Raw genomic sequence first — 15,107 nt, 5'->3', positions numbered from 1 at the left:
ACCGAACAGGCCCGAAAAAACAAGGGGCTGCATGAGCTGTAGCTCGCGGGCGCGCGCAGCGTGCGCGCGGGATTCTCTTTCGGTCGAATTGGATACCGGCGGATTGGATTTGCGCCGTCCTGGTCAGGCTTCCCTGTCGAGGGCGCCGATATCGAGCACGGGAGAGGCGTCGATCTCTTCGGCATCCAGCATGGATGCGACCCGCTCGAGGCTGGCCATCAGCATCATCTGCTCCCAGTCGTCCAGCTTCTCGAAGCGCTGGCTGAACAGCTCCTGCAAGCTGTCGGGCGCTTCGGCCAGCTTGGTGCGGCCGGAGTCGCTGAGGGCGAGCCAGACCGTCCGCCTGTCGGTATCGCCCCGTTTCCGGATGACCAGCCCCTTGGCTTCGAGCTTCTGCACCAGTGAGGTCGTCGTCGCCTGGGTGATGCCGAGCCGGGCCGCAATCCTTCCTGCGGTGCATTCGCCTTCGTCTTCGAGTGTCTGCAGGAGGAGTAGTTGCGAGGCGGTCAGGCCGGACTGGCGCGACAATGTACGGGCGCGATTCTCCGTCGCCCGCAGGATCCGGCGCAGGACGATCAGGGCGTGTTGTGAGCGGTTTTCCGTCATCGTGTTCAAACCGGTAGACGAGTTGGACACGGTCGCCAAGCGGGAAAAATCAAATTAGTTTCATATACGAATGAATTTGAAGCTGCTTTGGGCCGGTTTGTTTCGAATCGATGGTTATTTTCAAAGCGTGGTTCCAGCGCGCGATGCAGGGATTCTGAGGAAAAATATTTTATTCTCGATATTTGTTTCCGAGAATTTCGCCAAAAAAATTCGAGCCATATGGAACTTTTGTTGACTTAATTAGTTAGGCTAACTAAGTAAACCGCGATTGCTGCAACGGGGGCATCCATGCGTATAGAGATTTCAAAAGAGCTTGCCGCGGGTCCGGCGATGGCCGGCGGCGTCCGTTTTCGAAAACCGACCTCGGAAGACGGCGCGGCCGTGTGGCGCCTCATCGGCGACCTGGACGCGCTCGACGACAATTCGATGTATTGCAACCTGTTGCAATGCACGCACTTTGCCGACACCTGCATCGTTGCCGAGCATGACGATGAAGTTGTCGGCTGGGTGTCGGCCTACCTGCCGCCGTCGAAGCAGGGCACGCTTTTCGTCTGGCAGGTCGCCGTGGCGCCGAAGATGCGCGGCCGCGGGCTCGCCAAGTCGATGTTGAAAGCTCTGCTCGAGCGTGACGCCTGTGAAGACGTCTCCCATATCGAGAGTACGATCACGCGCGACAACGATGCCTCATGGGGTCTCTTTCGCTCGATCGCGTCGGAGTTCGACGGCGATCTGACCGAGCGGCCCCACTTCCGCCGCGACGACCATTTCGATGGCGAGCACGCTACGGAATATCTCTGCCGGATCGGCCCGATCGAGACCGGGGACATGGCTACCGCCGCCTGACCCGGCCCCCGGCTCAATTCTCACAACTGACTTTCTCTGCCAGGACATGAAGTCGAAAGGACTCGTCATGACTGTTGATCTCTCCGTTTATGAAAATACCGAATCCAACGTGCGCAGCTATTGCCGCTCGTTTCCGACCACTTTCACCTCCGCCACGGGTGCCGAAATCACCGATGCGGACGGCAAGACCTATATCGATTTCCTTGCCGGCTGCTCCTCGTTGAACTACGGCCATAACGACCCCGACATGAAGCAGGCGCTGCTTGACTACATCTCCAGCGACGGCATCGCCCACGGGCTCGATTTCCATACCGATGCGAAGGGCGCCTTCCTGCAGGCCTTCAACGACTACATCCTGAAGCCGCGGGAGATGAACTATCGCGTCCAGTTCACAGGCCCGACCGGTGCCAACGCCGTCGAGGCGGCCCTGAAGCTGGCCCGCAAGGTGACCGGCCGGGATCGTATCGTGGCCTTCACCAACGGGTTCCACGGCGTGACGCTCGGCGCGCTCGCCTGCACCGGCAACGGCTATCACCGCAAGGGCGCGTCCCGCCCGCTCGAGGGTGTGGACCGCATGCCCTACGACCGTGCGCTCGGCGACGATATCGACAGCGGCAAGGTGCTCGAGGAACTGTTGAACAACCCGTCCAGCGGTTACGAGCCGCCGGCGGCCTTCATCCTGGAGACGGTTCAGGGCGAGGGCGGTCTCAACGAGGCCAGTGCCGAATGGCTGCAGACCGTCGAGAGGGTCGCCCGCGAGCACGGCTCGCTGCTGATCGTCGACGACATCCAGGCCGGCTGCGGCCGGACCGGGACCTTCTTCTCGTTCGAGAAGCTCGGCATCTGCCCGGATATCGTGACCATGGCGAAATCACTCTCCGGCATGGGCCTGCCGTTTGCCATGACCCTGCTGCACCCGGATCTCGATATCTGGGGCCCGGCGGAGCACAACGGCACCTTCCGGGGCAACAACCACGCCTTCGTGACGGCCCGCGTCGCGCTGGAGAAGTTCTGGTCCGACAGCAGCTTCTCGCAGAAGGTCGAGGTCAAGGCGGACTTTCTCGAGGAGCGTCTGACCGCTCTCGCCGCGAAGCACGGCGGTACGGTCAAGGGGCGCGGCATGTTCCGCGGCATTGATGTCGGCTCGGGCGAGCTTGCGGACGAGATCTGCGCAGAATGCTTCAAGCGCGGCCTGATCATCGAGACCTCGGGCGCCCATGGCGAAGTGGTGAAGATCCTGGCGCCGCTGACCATCGAGCTCAGCCTGTTCGAGCGCGGCCTCGATATCCTCGCGAAGTCCATGGATGCGGTGACGGCGAAAAACGGCGCCGCCGCGGCCTGATTTGGCGCGCGCCTGACGAAACCTGAAAGATACTGGAAAGACAGATGATTGTTCGTACATACGAAGAGTGCCGCGATACCGAACGCCACGTGGTGACCGAAGGCTGGGAAAGCGTCCGGATGCTGCTGAAGGACGACAAGATGGGCTTCAGCTTCCACATCACGACGATCTTCCCGAACTCGGAGCACGAGTTCGAATACAAGAACCATTTCGAGTCGGTCTTTTGCGTCTCCGGTGGCGGCTCGATCACGGATATCGCAAAGGGCGAGACCCACGAGATCAAGGTCGGCACGATGTATGCGCTCGACCAGCACGACCGGCACATCCTGCGCGGCGGGCCCGAGGGCATGGTCGTCGCCTGCTGCTTCAATCCGCCGGTCTCCGGCCGGGAAGTGCATGACGAGGACGGCGCCTACGCCGCCGATGTGGACGACGCGGCCTGACCGGGCCGCGCTCCGCGCACTGAGAAATTAATTGGAGTAACCATGCTTGAGCCAGTCTCGCCCCGTCACACGGTGGAGAAGATCGGCGGAACGTCGATCGCCAATACCGACGCCGTCCTGAAGAACGTCTTCCTGCGCGAGCACAGCGACGCGGATCCGTACAACAGGATCTTCGTGGTCTCTGCCTATGCCGGGATGACCGACAAGCTGCTGGAGCACAAGAAGACCGGCGCCGCGGGTGTATTCGCGCAATATGCCGGGGCCGAGTCCGACTGGGCCTGGGGCGATGCGCTGACCGCGCTCGGAGACGACATGATCGCCAAGAATGCCGACGTGCTGGAGGATCCGGCTTCGCGACGGCTGGCGGACGGTTTCGTCCGCGACCGCATCGAGGGCGTCCGGACCTGTCTGCTCGATCTGCAGCGGCTCTGCACGCACGGCCATTTCCGGCTCGACCGGCATCTGGAGACCGTACGCGAGATGCTCGCCGGGCTCGGAGAGGCGCACAGTGCCTTCAACACGACTCTTCTGCTGAAGGACCATGGTCTGAGCGCCGTTTTCGTCGATCTGACGGGGTGGCGTGACGACAGCAATCCGACTCTGGACGAACGGATTGCCGGTGCGCTCGACGGGATCGATTTCTCCCGCGAACTGCCGATCGTGACCGGTTACGCCCATTGCGTGGACGGCATGGTGCGGCGCTTCGACCGCGGCTACACCGAGGTGACCTTCTCGCGCCTCGCGGTGGTGACCGGGGCGCACGAGGCGGTCATCCACAAGGAGTTCCACCTTTCGAGCGCCGATCCGAAGATGGTCGGGGCAGACAAGGTGCGGACCATCGGCCAGACCAACTACGACGTGGCCGACCAGCTTTCCAACATGGGCATGGAAGCGGTCCATCCGAATGCGGCGAAGGGTCTCCGCCAGGCCGATATTCCGCTGCGCGTCCGCAATACCTTCGACCCGGCGGACCCGGGTACGATGTTCTACGGCGATTACGTGTCGGACGCGCCGCGCGTCGAGATCGTGACCGGCTTGAAGGATGTGCATCTGCTCGAGTTTTTCGAACAGGAGATGGTCGGCGTGAAGGGCTACGATACCGGCATCCTCGACGCGCTGAAGCGGCACAATGTCCGCATCATCACCAAGAGCTCGAACGCCAATACCATCACCCACTATCTCGGCGGCTCGAAGAAGGCCGTGAAACGGGTGATTGCGGATCTCAGCGAAACCTTTCCGACGGCGGAAATCTCGACCCGGACGGTCGCCATCGTCTCCGCGATCGGCAGCGACATGGCGGTGCCCGGCCTGGAGGCGAAGGCGCTCACTGCGCTGGCCGACGCCGGCATCGAGGTGCTCGGACTTCAGCGCCTCTCCCGCAAGGTCGACATGATGTTCGTCCTTGAGGAGAACCGTTTCGAGGAGGCGATCGCAGTGCTGCACGAGGCTCTGGTCGAGACGGATGCGTCTGCGGGACAGGAGCGCGAAGCGGCCTGACCCGTCCGACAGCCCGTCCTGCCGCAGACAGGACCGCAAGAGACAACAGAAGCCGGGATCTCCAGGGATCCCGGCTTCTGTCTTTTGGGGCCGCTGCGGAACCATTTCGGCTCTCGCCCGTTGATGTTTGCCTGCCCCTTCAACTGTTCGGACAACCGGAATGAGTGACAGCAGCGGAAAGTCAGACACGAAAGAGATCGTCGACGAGCACCGGCCGTTGACCTCCGAGGAGACCTTCCGGGTGGTCAGCGAAAGCGGTCAGGAGGAACTCCGGCGTCCGGCCTTCTCCCTCATGTGGTCGGGACTAGCAGCGGGTCTCGCCCTCGGGTTTTCCGTCGTCACCGAAGCGGTCATGATCGGGCACCTTCCGAAAGACGCCGCCTGGACGCCGCTGGTCGCGGACATGGGCTACACGGTCGGCTTCGTCCTGGTCGTGCTCGGACGCCTCCAGCTCTTCACGGAGAATACGATCACGCCGGTCCTGTCGATCTGCAAGCACCCGACCCGCAGCAATTTCGCCGCGCTCGGCCGGAACTGGTCGATCGTTCTCTCGGCCAATCTCGCCGGTGCCTTCCTGTTCGCCGCCTTCGCGATGCTGACACCGGCGATCTCGCCCGAGGCGAAGACGGGGATCCTCGAACTCGGACGGCATGTCGCGCATGACGGCTTCATGGTGACGGTCGTGAAGGGGATCGGCGCAGGGTTTCTCATCGCGGCCCTTGTCTGGGTGCTCGCCAATACCGAGAGCAGCAAGTTCTTCGTCGTTTTCGTCGTTACCTATGTGATCGCGCTCTGCGGCTTCGCCCATGTGATCGCCGGCACGATGGAGATCTCGGCGCTGATCCTCGCCGGGCAGCTTGGTATCTCCGCCGCGATTTTCGGCTTCATCGTTCCGGCGCTGATCGGGAACATCATCGGCGGCACCGTGCTGTTCGGGTTCATCTCCTACGCGCAGGTCTCGCGCGAACTCTGATCTCTGGGGGTGTTATGAAAACGATCCTCGCCGTCTACCTGGCCGTGCTTGCATGCTTCCTGCTGCTTGATTTCGTCTGGCTCGGCCTGATTGCATCGGACTTCTATGCCGCGGCGCTCGGGCCGCTGTTGAAGCAGCCGATAGATGTGCTGCCCGCCGCGATCTTCTACGCCGCCTATGCGGCCGGCATCGTCTATTTCGCCGTCCGCCCCGGGACCGGCCGACTCCCGGCAAGGACAGCCGCATTCCGCGGCGCGCTCCTCGGCCTCCTCGCCTATGGCGCCTATGACCTCACCAATCTCGCCACTCTCAAGGACTGGCCGCTTTTCATGAGCATCGTCGACATGGCGTGGGGGGCGGTGGTCACGGGTCTTTCGGCTGCTGCCGGCGCGCTCGCGGCGGGCTTTCGAAATGGCCCGCCGGGGCGCTCCGGCTAGAGAGGACACCGCCTTGCTGTTTCGCACACCGCTCCGGATTTCCTCCACGGGAGACAACGAGCCGGCCCGCACGCTCCCGGCCTTCGTCTGGCGGATGAGCGGTTTCCACCAATTCGTCGTGGTCGGGCTTGCGCTGCTGGTGGCGGGACTGACCGTCGTTCCGCTCGAACTGCAGCGCCGGATCATCGATGACGCATTGATGCAGTCCGACAAGGAGCTCTTTCTGTCGCTGGCGCTTCTGTTTCTCGGGGCGATCCTGGCCAGCGCGTGCTTCAAACTTGGGCTCAAGCTCTACCAGGGCTGGCTGGCCGAAAGTGCGATCAACTATTGCCGGGCCCATCTCGAGAGTTTCGGTGGAGAGGAGCGCGAGACCGGTGGTGACGGCAACGGCACCAAGGTCTCCATCGTGATCAACGAGATCGAGTCGGTCGGCGGGTTCGTCGGCGACGGCTTCTCGGATCCCGCGGCCCAGATCGGCATTCTGGTCGCGGTAAGCACCTACATGACCGTCGTGGAGCCGATGATCGCGCTCGTCTGCATAGGGTTTCTCGGTCCGCAGGTCATCATCGTTCCGATGATCCAGCGCAAGCTGAATGCCCTGATCGAGGAACGGGTCGAACGTCTGCGTGCGCTGAGCGACGTCGTGGCGGCCGGAGGGTGTGACCCTGACGGGACGTTCGGCGATCAGAACGCGGCGCTCTTCAGGAACCGGATGCTGTACTTCCTCTGGAAGTTCGTCAGCAAGGCGCTGATCAACTTCCTGAACGCCCTGGCGCCGTTGCTGGTGCTGGTGATCGGCGGCTGGATGGTGGTCGAGGGGGAAACCGAGATCGGCGTCGTCGTCGCCTTCATTTCCGGTTTTGCAAAGATGTCCGACCCGCTCCGCGAACTGATCGCCTATTACCGGCTCTACGCGCAGACCTCGGTCAAGCACGCGCTGATCGCGGAATGGATGCGCGCGCACGTATGATGCCCGTTCCCGAACGGCATCTTCACACCGCCCGCACGACCTCCTACGATCCGCTCGCGCGGGGCAGGGGACCCTGCGGATTGGGCATCGGGGGCGGAACTGTTGGTCATGGATGGAGATGTGGCGAAGAAGCATGTGATCGTCGTCGGGGCCGGGATTGTCGGCGTCTCGACAGCGATATGGCTCCAGCGCGACGGGCATGACGTCACCTTGATCGACCGGGAGGGGCCGGCGGGCGGAACGAGTTACGGCAATGCGGGCCTGCTCGCGTCCGGATCCATCGTGCCGGTCACCGGCCCGGGGCTGATCGCCAAGGCGCCGAAGATGCTGTTCGATCCTGACCAGCCGCTTTTCCTGCGCTGGTCCTACCTGCCGAAGCTGCTGCCCTGGCTGCTGCGCTATCTCTCCCATGCCAATGCCGACGACGCCCGGCGGATCGCTGCGGCGCTGGTGCCGATCATCGGCGACTGCGTCAACGATCACCAGGCGCTCGCGGCCGGGACCGGGGCGGAGAAATACATCCACCCTTCCGACTATCTCGTCGCCTATGACGACAGGGCGCATTTCGACGGCGACTCCTTCGCCTGGTCGATCCGCAAGGCGCACGGCTTCCGCTTCGAGGAACTGGACACGGCAGTGGTGCAGGCGCGGGAACCGGTCTTCGGGGAGCGTTTCGGCTATGGCGTCCGCTTCCTGGACCATGGGCGGATCTCCGATCCGGGCGCCTATGTAAAGGCGCTGGCGGCGCATCTCGAAGCAGGCGGCGGTAAGCTGGTGAAGGCGGAGGTCTCGGAAATCACCCGCGAGAACGGCCGGGCGACCGGCGTTCGGGCGGGTGGCGAGACGATTGCGGGCGACGAGGTCGTAGTGGCGCTCGGCGCCTGGTCGGGGCGTCTGCTCGGCGGTCTCGGTCTCGATATGCCGCTGGAAAGCGAGCGCGGCTACCATCTCGAATTCTGGGAGCCGTCGGCGATGCCCACGACGCCGGTCGCGGTCGCGTCGGGCAAGTTCCTGCTGACGCCGATGGACGGTCGTCTCAGGGCCGCGGGCGTGGTCGAGTTCGGCGGCCTCGAGGCCGGACCGTCCGCGGCGCCGCTTGATCTGCTGCGGCGATCGGTCCGCCAGGCGCTGCCGGGCCTGACCTACAAAGAGGAAACCACCTGGATGGGCCATCGCCCGGCGCCGACGGATTCCATTCCGGTGATCGGCGAGATTCCATCTCTCAAAGGCGCCTGGCTCGGCTTCGGGCACCAGCATGTCGGCTTGACGGGCGGACCCAAGACGGGGCGGATCCTGGCCCAGCTGATTTCCGGCAAGAAGCCGAACCTCGACCTGGCACCCTACGCGCCGGACCGCTTCGGTCGAAATCGCCGCACCTGACAGACGCGCGGACTTGATAGAATAACGTGCCCGCAGAGGGCAGGGAGGACTTTAGACATGGAATTCTCGACGCCGCCGCATATCGCGGACCTCGCGGAAAAGACCCGGAACTTCATCCGGGAGAAGGTGATCCCGTTCGAAAAGGACCCGCGCTGGACCGAGCACGGGCCGACCGAGGATCTGCGCCGAGAGCTGACCGATCTCGGCCGCGCCTCCGGCGTCTTCGCGCCGCATGCCCCGAAGGAGTTCGGCGGCCTCGGCCTCGGCCATCTGGAGCGGGCCTTCGTCTTCGAGGAAGCGGGCTATTCGCTGCTCGGCCCGACCGCGCTGCATTGCGGCGCGCCGGACGAGGGCAACACGCATCTCCTTGAAGTCGCTGCCAATCCCTCCCAGCGCGAGCAGTTCCTGGCACCGCTGGCGAAGGGCGCGCGCTCCTGCTTCGCGATGACCGAGCCGGATGGTGCCGGCGCCGATCCGTCGCTGCTGGCGACGACGGCGAAGGTGGACGGCAACGGCTATGTGATCAACGGCCGGAAATGGTTCATCACCGGGGCCGAGGGCGCCGAGTTCACCATCATCATGGCGAAGATCGAGGGCGGGCCCGAGGACGGCAAGGCGACCATGTTCATCGTTCCGAGCGACCGGGCGGGCATCAAGCTTGTGCGCCAGATGGACACGCTCGACACCGCCTTCGCCGGCGGGCACTGGGAGATGGAGTTCGAGGGTCTGAAGGTCGATCAGTCGGACGTGCTGGGGGCGCCCGGCCAGGGCTTCAAGCAGGCCCAGGTCCGGCTTGCACCCGCGCGCCTGACCCACTGCATGCGCTGGCTCGGCGCGGCCCGCCGGGCGCACGACACCGCGCTCGCCTATGCCAACAAGCGCGTCGTCTTCGGCCAGCCGCTCGGCAAGCACGAGGGCGTCGGCTTCATGCTGGCGGACAACGAGATGGACATCAGGACGGCCCGGCTCTCGCTGATGCAGGCCGCATGGCTGCTTGATCAGGGCGAGACCGCGGCCGAGGAGAGTTCCATGGCCAAGGTGCAGTGCTCGGAAGCGATCTGGCGGATCGTCGACAACGCTGTGCAGATCCTAGGCGGCTCCGGTACCAGCGCGGACCTGCCGGTCGAGCGGATCTTCCGCGAGGTCCGCGGTTTCCGCATCTATGACGGACCGTCGGAGGTGCACCGCTGGTCGCTCGCCCGCAAGGCACTCAAGCGGGCGGCAACCGGCGGCGTCTGAGATCTAGCCTTTCAGCTTCGGCGGCGTCAGGCCGCCGAGCTTGCACTGGGCGTGCAGCAGGCCGGAGAAGTCCTTCTCGCCCATGCCGAGGCCGGTGGTGGCGATGGTGAGGGCTTCCTTCGCCGCGGCACCCATCATCATCGGCAGTTTCTTGCCCTTCGCCGCCTCCATGATGAGGGAGAGATCCTTCAGCGCGAGGTCGATCTTGAAGCCCGGCTCGATATCGCCCTTCAGCACCTTGTTCGGCCAGCCGAGGGTGAGCGAGCCGTTGGTGGCGGTGGTACCGTTCACCACGGTCAGGGTCTGTTCCAGCTCGAGCCCGAGGGCGGTCGCCAGCGCGATGGCCTCGGCACTAAGCTGGTTCTGAGAGATGGCGAGGAAGTTGTTCACCAGCTTGGTGCGGATCCCGGTGCCCGGGCCGCCGCAATGGTGGATGACGGAGCCCATGCCTTCGAGAGAGGGCTTCACCCGGCCGAAATCGTTGCTGCTGGCGCCGACCATGAAGAGCGACTCGCCGCGCTCGGCGAACTCGACGGTACGGCCGATGGGCGAGTCGACGAAGGCGAGACCGGCTTCGACCAGTTTCCTTGAGAGCTCGTCCGTGGTCTCGGGATCGATGGTGCTCATGTCCATGACCAGCGTGCCGGGCTTGGCGTTTTCCAGCACGCCGCCCGGGCCGAGCACGACTTCGCGGACATGCTGCGAGGCCGGCAGCACGGTGATGACGATATCGGCGGCTTTGGCGACCTCCGCGACGGAGGAGGCGGCCTCCGCGCCCTTGGCTTTCAACGCAGCCACGGCCTTCGGATTGATGTCATAGACGATCATGTCCGCGCCGGAGGCCTTCAGATTGCGCGCGAGCGGACCGCCCATGTCGCCGAGGCCGATGAATCCGATCTTTTCCATGTCTGTGAGCGTCCTTCCCTGGATCGATTGTTTTTCTGCGGGCCAGCCTAACGGCAATACCCGCCCGGCGGGAAGGTGACCGGGCGGGCATGCAGTATGGCTCGGGCGGCACGGATGCCGCCGGGACGGGTCAGGCTGCCAGCCGGCCCTCGCCGAAGGAGAAGGCGGCCATGCTGATGGAGCCGTGGCTGAAACTCCGGTGCAGCAAGGTGCCCTGATGCGCTGCACCGGCGCCCGCCGCGACGAAGAAGGGCAGGAAATGCTCCGGTGTCGGATGGGCCCGCTGCGCGCTCGCCGGAGCATCGGGGAACCGCATCAGCGCGTCCCAGTCGCCGCGTTCGACGGCAAGCGAGACGAAATCGTCGAACCCGGTCGCCCAGTCCGGCGGCCGGACACCTTCCGGTCCGAGCGCCCGGAGGTTGTGCGTCACCGAACCGGAGCCGACGATCAGGACGCCGTCCTCGCGCAGCGGGGCGAGGGCCTGGCCGATCTCGAAATGCTGGCGAGCGGTCCCGCCTTCCAGCAGGGAAAGCTGGATCACCGGAATATTGGCATCGGGGAAGGCCAGCAGCAGCGGCACCCAGGCGCCATGATCGAAGCCACGCGTCGCATCCGCTTCCACTGCATGACCGAGATCGGCCAGCAGTTCGATGGTGCGGCGGCTGACCGCCGCGTCGGTTTTCGCCGGGTAGCGGAAGTCATAGAGTTCCTTCGGGAAGCCGTAGAAGTCGTGCACGGTCTCCGGTGCCTCCGCCGATGTCAGCGCGAGGCGCGGGCTTTCCCAGTGCGCCGAGACGACCAGGATCGCCTCCGGGCGGCCGACCCGGCTGCCGAGCTCCGCCATGAACCTTTTGGCGGGATGGTCGGTCAGCAACAGGTCGGGTGCGCCGTGCGGGAGGAAGAGGCTGGGCTGCATTGCCATCTCGTGACCTTACTCGCTCGCGGTTGCCGGCTGAAGGGCGAGCAGGCGCGGGGTCTTGAGTGCATAGGCACCGTCGCCGAGCAGGGCCTGCACCACCAGGGTCACTGCCCAGAACGCCGGAAACTCCCAGCCGCCGTTCGGGTTGGTGTAGAGCCAGCCGTTGGCGCCGTGGACCATGAAGACCGCGCCGAGCAGGATCGGCAGGGTGGCGATGGAGACCAGACGGGTAGCGAAACCGGCGATCAGGGCCGCGCCGCCGCCGAGTTCGGCGAGGATCGTGAGGTACGCGAAGATAGCCGGCAGGCCGAGGCTCTCGAAGAAGCCGACGGTGCCGGCCGGGGTGAAGACGAAGAGCTTGAGCGCGCCATGGGCGATGAAGAGCACGCCGAGAGAGACACGAAGAATGAGCGCGGCGTAGTCCGCATTGGAGGTGTTGGTCATCGGGTCGTCCTTTCCATATCGGAGACGGCAGGAGCGTGCGCCGTCGATGACCCGAGACTTAATTGTGACATCAATAAGTTATAAGCATCGCTTTTATTGAATGATTGTAAACGATATGTTGTCAGTATGGATTCGATCGGGCAGATGCGCTTCTTTGCTGCGGTGGCGGCGACCATGTCTTTTTCCAAGGCCGCCGAGCGCCTCGGGACGAGTGCGCAGAATGTGAGCAAGAATATCCGGGCGCTGGAGGACGAACTCGGCGTCCTCCTGCTGAACCGGACGACGCGGGTCGTCACGCTGACCGAGAGCGGCCGGGCTTTCCTGCCCCGCTGCACCCGGCTGGTGGAGGATTACGACGAGCTTCGAGCCGTCATGCGGGATGAGGGCGGCAGCCCGGCCGGCAACCTGGTGGTGACCGCTCCCCTGACTTTCGGCGAGACCCATCTCCTCGGCGCGGTCGAAAAATATCTCACCGCAAATCCCCAGGTGACGCTCGACCTGCGCCTGACGGACCAGCACCTCTCCCTGATCGACGAGGGCATCGATCTCTCGATCAGAATCGGAAAGCTGCAGGACTCGACCCTGATCGCGCGGCGCCTGGGGGAGACCCGGCTGATCGCCTGCGCGACGCCATCCTATCTGGAGTCGCACAGCATTCCGGAGCATCCGCGCGATCTCGCTCAACACCGCTGCATCTTTGACACCAACCGGCGCACGCCGGGCCAGTGGAACTTTCGCGACGGGACGGAGACCGTTTCCGTGACCGTCAATCACCGGGTGCGCGTGAACGGCGCCTCGGCGGTTCGTCAGCTGATCCTCTCCGGCGAAGGGATCGGCATCGTTCCGAGCTATATCATCGACGAGGACATCCGCCGCGGCGACCTCGTGCCCGTACTCGAAGCGTTCGAGGGAGAACGTCTGCCGATCTCGGCCCTCTATCTCGCGAACCGCCATCTTTCGAGAAAGGTGCGCGCCTTCATCGAAGTGGCGGAGGCCGAGATCAAAGCCTGTCCGGACTGGAACGCGGTCTGACGCCGAATCGGGACGCGGCTGCAACCTAACCGTCATCAAACGGTCAATCTGATCCTGTATGGTGCGAGCCCTCGACAAGGGAACCGGCGCGTCGAATGCTGCCGGTTCCGAACGGATTGGACAGGGCGATGCGACAGGCTTTCAAGCGTGCGATGTCGGCGGCGGTGGCAGCTGGTGCGGTTGCCGGACTGACGCTCTCCGGACCGGCGCCGGCCGCGGAAGGTCTGAAGCTCGGCATTCTGGGCGGCATGTCGGTGCAAAACGGATTCGCCGCTCAGAAATGCCTGATGCAGGAGCTTGCCGACGGACTGGGCGTGCCGGTGACCGTCAATGCATTCGCCTCCGGAAAGCACTTGCAGGACGCGCTGACCGCCGGCGAGGTCGATCTCGCCTCGCTCTCCCCGCGGGGCTATAGCGCGGTCTGGCGGAGCAGCGCCGCTGCGGTCCAGCCCGTGCTCGCCCCGGTCGGACGCGGCGGTGCGAAAGGCTACCGCGCCGTCATGCTGGTGCGCACGGAGTCGGATCTGTCCACGCTCGACGCCGTCAAAGGCAAGGAAATCGGTTTCTCCGGTCAGATCTCGCTGCCCGGATTCTTCGTTCCATCCGTCGCGCTCGCGCGGGATGGCTTCAAGGCCGAAAGCGACGCGGTGACAATTCAGTTCAGTGGCGGACACCAGGCCAATCTGACGGCCCTTGAAAGCGGCGCGATCGATGCCGCGGTGACCTGGGTATTTGACAGCGGTGAGGCCGAGGCAGGGCCGCTTGCCCGGTTCGGGCGGCAAGCGGGCGGATCGCTCTCCGAGATCTGGCGCTCGAACCTGGTGCCGAACGGGCCCCTGGTGCTGCGCAAGGCGCTGCCGGAAGCGATCAAGCAGAGCATCACCGCCCGGCTTCTCGATCTCGGCAAGCGTGCGCCGGACTGCCTCGCCGCCGCTTTCGGGCGCCCGGTCACGGGGCTGTTCCCGGTCGCGCACGGCGACTACGAGACCTTCATCGAGGCCGATCACAAGCGCCTTTCGCTCTCCGTCGCGAGCAACTGAACGTCGCCGCCGGCTCTGCTGGCTTCATGAAACTGAAGCAAAAGAGTCACGTGATCGACCCGCTCCATTGATACCAACGCCCGGTCGGTTCTCTCGCGGTGCGGGCTCTTGCGAGCCCCCGCACGGCGCGAGATTCAGGAGTGGGGCATGATCGAATTCAAGAACGTCACCAAGGCTTTCGGAAACATGGTCGCGGTCAATTCCGTGACCTTCAATGTCGACAAGCCGCAGATGATCGGCGTGATCGGACGCTCCGGCGCGGGCAAGTCCACCTTTCTCAGGCTGTTCAACCGGCTGACCCCGGCGACGTCCGGACAGATCTTCGTCGAGGGCACCGACGTGCTCAGTCTGAAAGGCAACGCCAAGCGGCGCTGGCAGAAGGACTGCGCGATGATCTTCCAGCAGTTCAACCTGGTGCCGCGCCTCGATGTCGTGACCAATGTCATGCTCGGCCGGCTGAACCAGCACGGCACGCTGCGCTCCATGTTCAAGATCTTTTCCCAGCAGGATATCGACGACGCTCTCGCTGCCCTGGACCGGCTCGGCCTCGCGGAGCGCGCGCTGCAGCGGGTCGAGACCCTGTCGGGCGGCCAGCAGCAGCGCGTCGCCATCGCCCGCGGCCTGATGCAGCAGCCGAAGATCATTCTCGCCGACGAGCCGATCGCCTCGCTCGATCCGCTGAGCGCGGAAGTGGTGATGGGCTCGCTCCGGGAAATCCACGACCGCGACGGCATCACCGTCATGTGCAACCTGCATACGCTCGACACCGCCCGCACCTATTGCGACCGGGTGATCGGCATGGCCGAGGGCCGGGTGGTGTTCGACGGCCCGGCGGACGCGCTGACGCCGGAGGCCGCGCGCGAGATCTACGGCGCCGAGGAGGGCCTCAACGAGGCCGTGACCTCGACCAGCATTTCCATCAGCGGCGCGCCCCGGCGCGCCCGATCCAATCCCTCAGCGGCGGGCCAGGGGGCCCAGGTTGCTGAGGCGAATGCCGCCACGGCGTGAGACCGGCCCGTCGCCGCGGGCCGTGGGG

Annotated in this window: 16 protein-coding genes; 12 read left to right on the top strand and 4 right to left on the bottom strand. The window is 64.6% G+C overall.

Annotated elements, in window-relative coordinates:
* Positions 1–123 precede the first annotated feature (123 nt).
* Positions 124–606, bottom strand: coding sequence for a MarR family transcriptional regulator (locus JJ959_RS11110; protein WP_292883465.1), 483 nt, complete (start codon positions 604–606; stop codon positions 124–126).
* Positions 607–894: 288 nt separating this feature from the next.
* Between JJ959_RS11110 and ectA the strand changes: the two genes are divergently transcribed.
* The 9 genes from ectA to JJ959_RS11065 all read left to right on the top strand — a co-directional run bounded on the left by ectA (position 895) and on the right by JJ959_RS11065 (position 9,730).
* Positions 895–1,449: a diaminobutyrate acetyltransferase gene (gene ectA / locus JJ959_RS11105; protein ID WP_292883463.1), complete on the top strand. Its 555-nt coding sequence runs from the start codon at positions 895–897 to the stop codon at positions 1,447–1,449.
* 67 nt (positions 1,450–1,516) lie between these two features.
* Positions 1,517–2,791: a diaminobutyrate--2-oxoglutarate transaminase gene (gene ectB, locus JJ959_RS11100; protein ID WP_292883461.1), complete on the top strand. Its 1,275-nt coding sequence runs from the start codon at positions 1,517–1,519 to the stop codon at positions 2,789–2,791.
* A gap of 44 nt (positions 2,792–2,835) precedes the next feature.
* Entirely contained in the window at positions 2,836–3,234 is a 399-nt protein-coding gene (locus JJ959_RS11095) for an ectoine synthase (protein WP_292883459.1), read from the top strand.
* 42 nt (positions 3,235–3,276) lie between these two features.
* Positions 3,277–4,731, top strand: coding sequence for an aspartate kinase (locus tag JJ959_RS11090; RefSeq protein ID WP_292883457.1), 1,455 nt, complete (start codon positions 3,277–3,279; stop codon positions 4,729–4,731).
* Between the two features lie 160 nt (positions 4,732–4,891).
* Entirely contained in the window at positions 4,892–5,704 is an 813-nt protein-coding gene (locus tag JJ959_RS11085; protein WP_292883455.1) for a formate/nitrite transporter family protein, read from the top strand.
* 14 nt (positions 5,705–5,718) lie between these two features.
* Positions 5,719–6,141, top strand: a complete 423-nt coding sequence (locus JJ959_RS11080) for a DUF2177 family protein (RefSeq protein ID WP_292883453.1) — start codon at positions 5,719–5,721, stop codon at positions 6,139–6,141.
* A 13-nt stretch (positions 6,142–6,154) separates the two neighbouring features.
* Positions 6,155–7,111 carry an ABC transporter ATP-binding protein gene (locus JJ959_RS11075; RefSeq protein ID WP_292883451.1) on the top strand — a complete coding sequence of 319 codons (957 nt, stop codon included), beginning with the start codon at positions 6,155–6,157 and terminating at the stop codon, positions 7,109–7,111.
* A gap of 108 nt (positions 7,112–7,219) precedes the next feature.
* Positions 7,220–8,491, top strand: coding sequence for an FAD-dependent oxidoreductase (locus JJ959_RS11070; RefSeq protein ID WP_292883449.1), 1,272 nt, complete (start codon positions 7,220–7,222; stop codon positions 8,489–8,491).
* Positions 8,492–8,548: 57 nt separating this feature from the next.
* Positions 8,549–9,730 carry an acyl-CoA dehydrogenase family protein gene (locus JJ959_RS11065; RefSeq protein ID WP_292883447.1) on the top strand — a complete coding sequence of 394 codons (1,182 nt, stop codon included), beginning with the start codon at positions 8,549–8,551 and terminating at the stop codon, positions 9,728–9,730.
* A gap of 3 nt (positions 9,731–9,733) precedes the next feature.
* Here the strand turns inward: JJ959_RS11065 and JJ959_RS11060 are convergent, their stop codons facing one another.
* From JJ959_RS11060 to JJ959_RS11050, 3 genes are read right to left on the bottom strand one after another with little or no spacing between them, the layout of a single operon-like run.
* Positions 9,734–10,864 (bottom strand): NAD(P)-binding domain-containing protein, encoded by a 1,131-nt coding sequence (locus JJ959_RS11060; protein ID WP_292883445.1) that lies wholly within the window; start codon positions 10,862–10,864, stop codon positions 9,734–9,736.
* Complete coding sequence (locus tag JJ959_RS11055; RefSeq protein ID WP_292883443.1) at positions 10,767–11,552, bottom strand: class III extradiol ring-cleavage dioxygenase; 786 nt, start codon at positions 11,550–11,552, stop codon at positions 10,767–10,769. The genes JJ959_RS11060 and JJ959_RS11055 overlap by 98 nt, the downstream gene beginning before the upstream one ends.
* A 15-nt stretch (positions 11,553–11,567) precedes the next feature.
* Positions 11,568–11,999 (bottom strand): DoxX family protein, encoded by a 432-nt coding sequence (locus tag JJ959_RS11050; RefSeq protein WP_292883441.1) that lies wholly within the window; start codon positions 11,997–11,999, stop codon positions 11,568–11,570.
* Positions 12,000–12,125: 126 nt separating this feature from the next.
* On the opposite strand from JJ959_RS11050, the gene JJ959_RS11045 reads away from it, so the two are divergent.
* From JJ959_RS11045 to phnC, 3 genes are all read left to right on the top strand, one after another.
* A complete protein-coding gene (locus JJ959_RS11045; protein WP_366816998.1) occupies positions 12,126–13,031 on the top strand; it encodes a LysR family transcriptional regulator in 906 nt (301 codons plus the stop codon).
* 128 nt (positions 13,032–13,159) lie between these two features.
* The gene (gene phnD / locus JJ959_RS11040; protein ID WP_292883437.1) at positions 13,160–14,071 is read left to right on the top strand and encodes a phosphate/phosphite/phosphonate ABC transporter substrate-binding protein; all 912 of its coding nucleotides are present in this window, start codon (positions 13,160–13,162) and stop codon (positions 14,069–14,071) included.
* A gap of 147 nt (positions 14,072–14,218) precedes the next feature.
* Positions 14,219–15,079: a phosphonate ABC transporter ATP-binding protein gene (gene phnC / locus JJ959_RS11035; RefSeq protein WP_292883435.1), complete on the top strand. Its 861-nt coding sequence runs from the start codon at positions 14,219–14,221 to the stop codon at positions 15,077–15,079.
* Positions 15,080–15,107: the final 28 nt, after the last annotated feature.

Source organism: Nisaea sp. (genome assembly GCF_017640745.1).
In the GTDB taxonomy this organism is placed as follows: Bacteria; Pseudomonadota; Alphaproteobacteria; order Thalassobaculales; family Thalassobaculaceae; genus Nisaea.
This window is presented reverse-complemented; position numbering and strand designations above follow the sequence as displayed.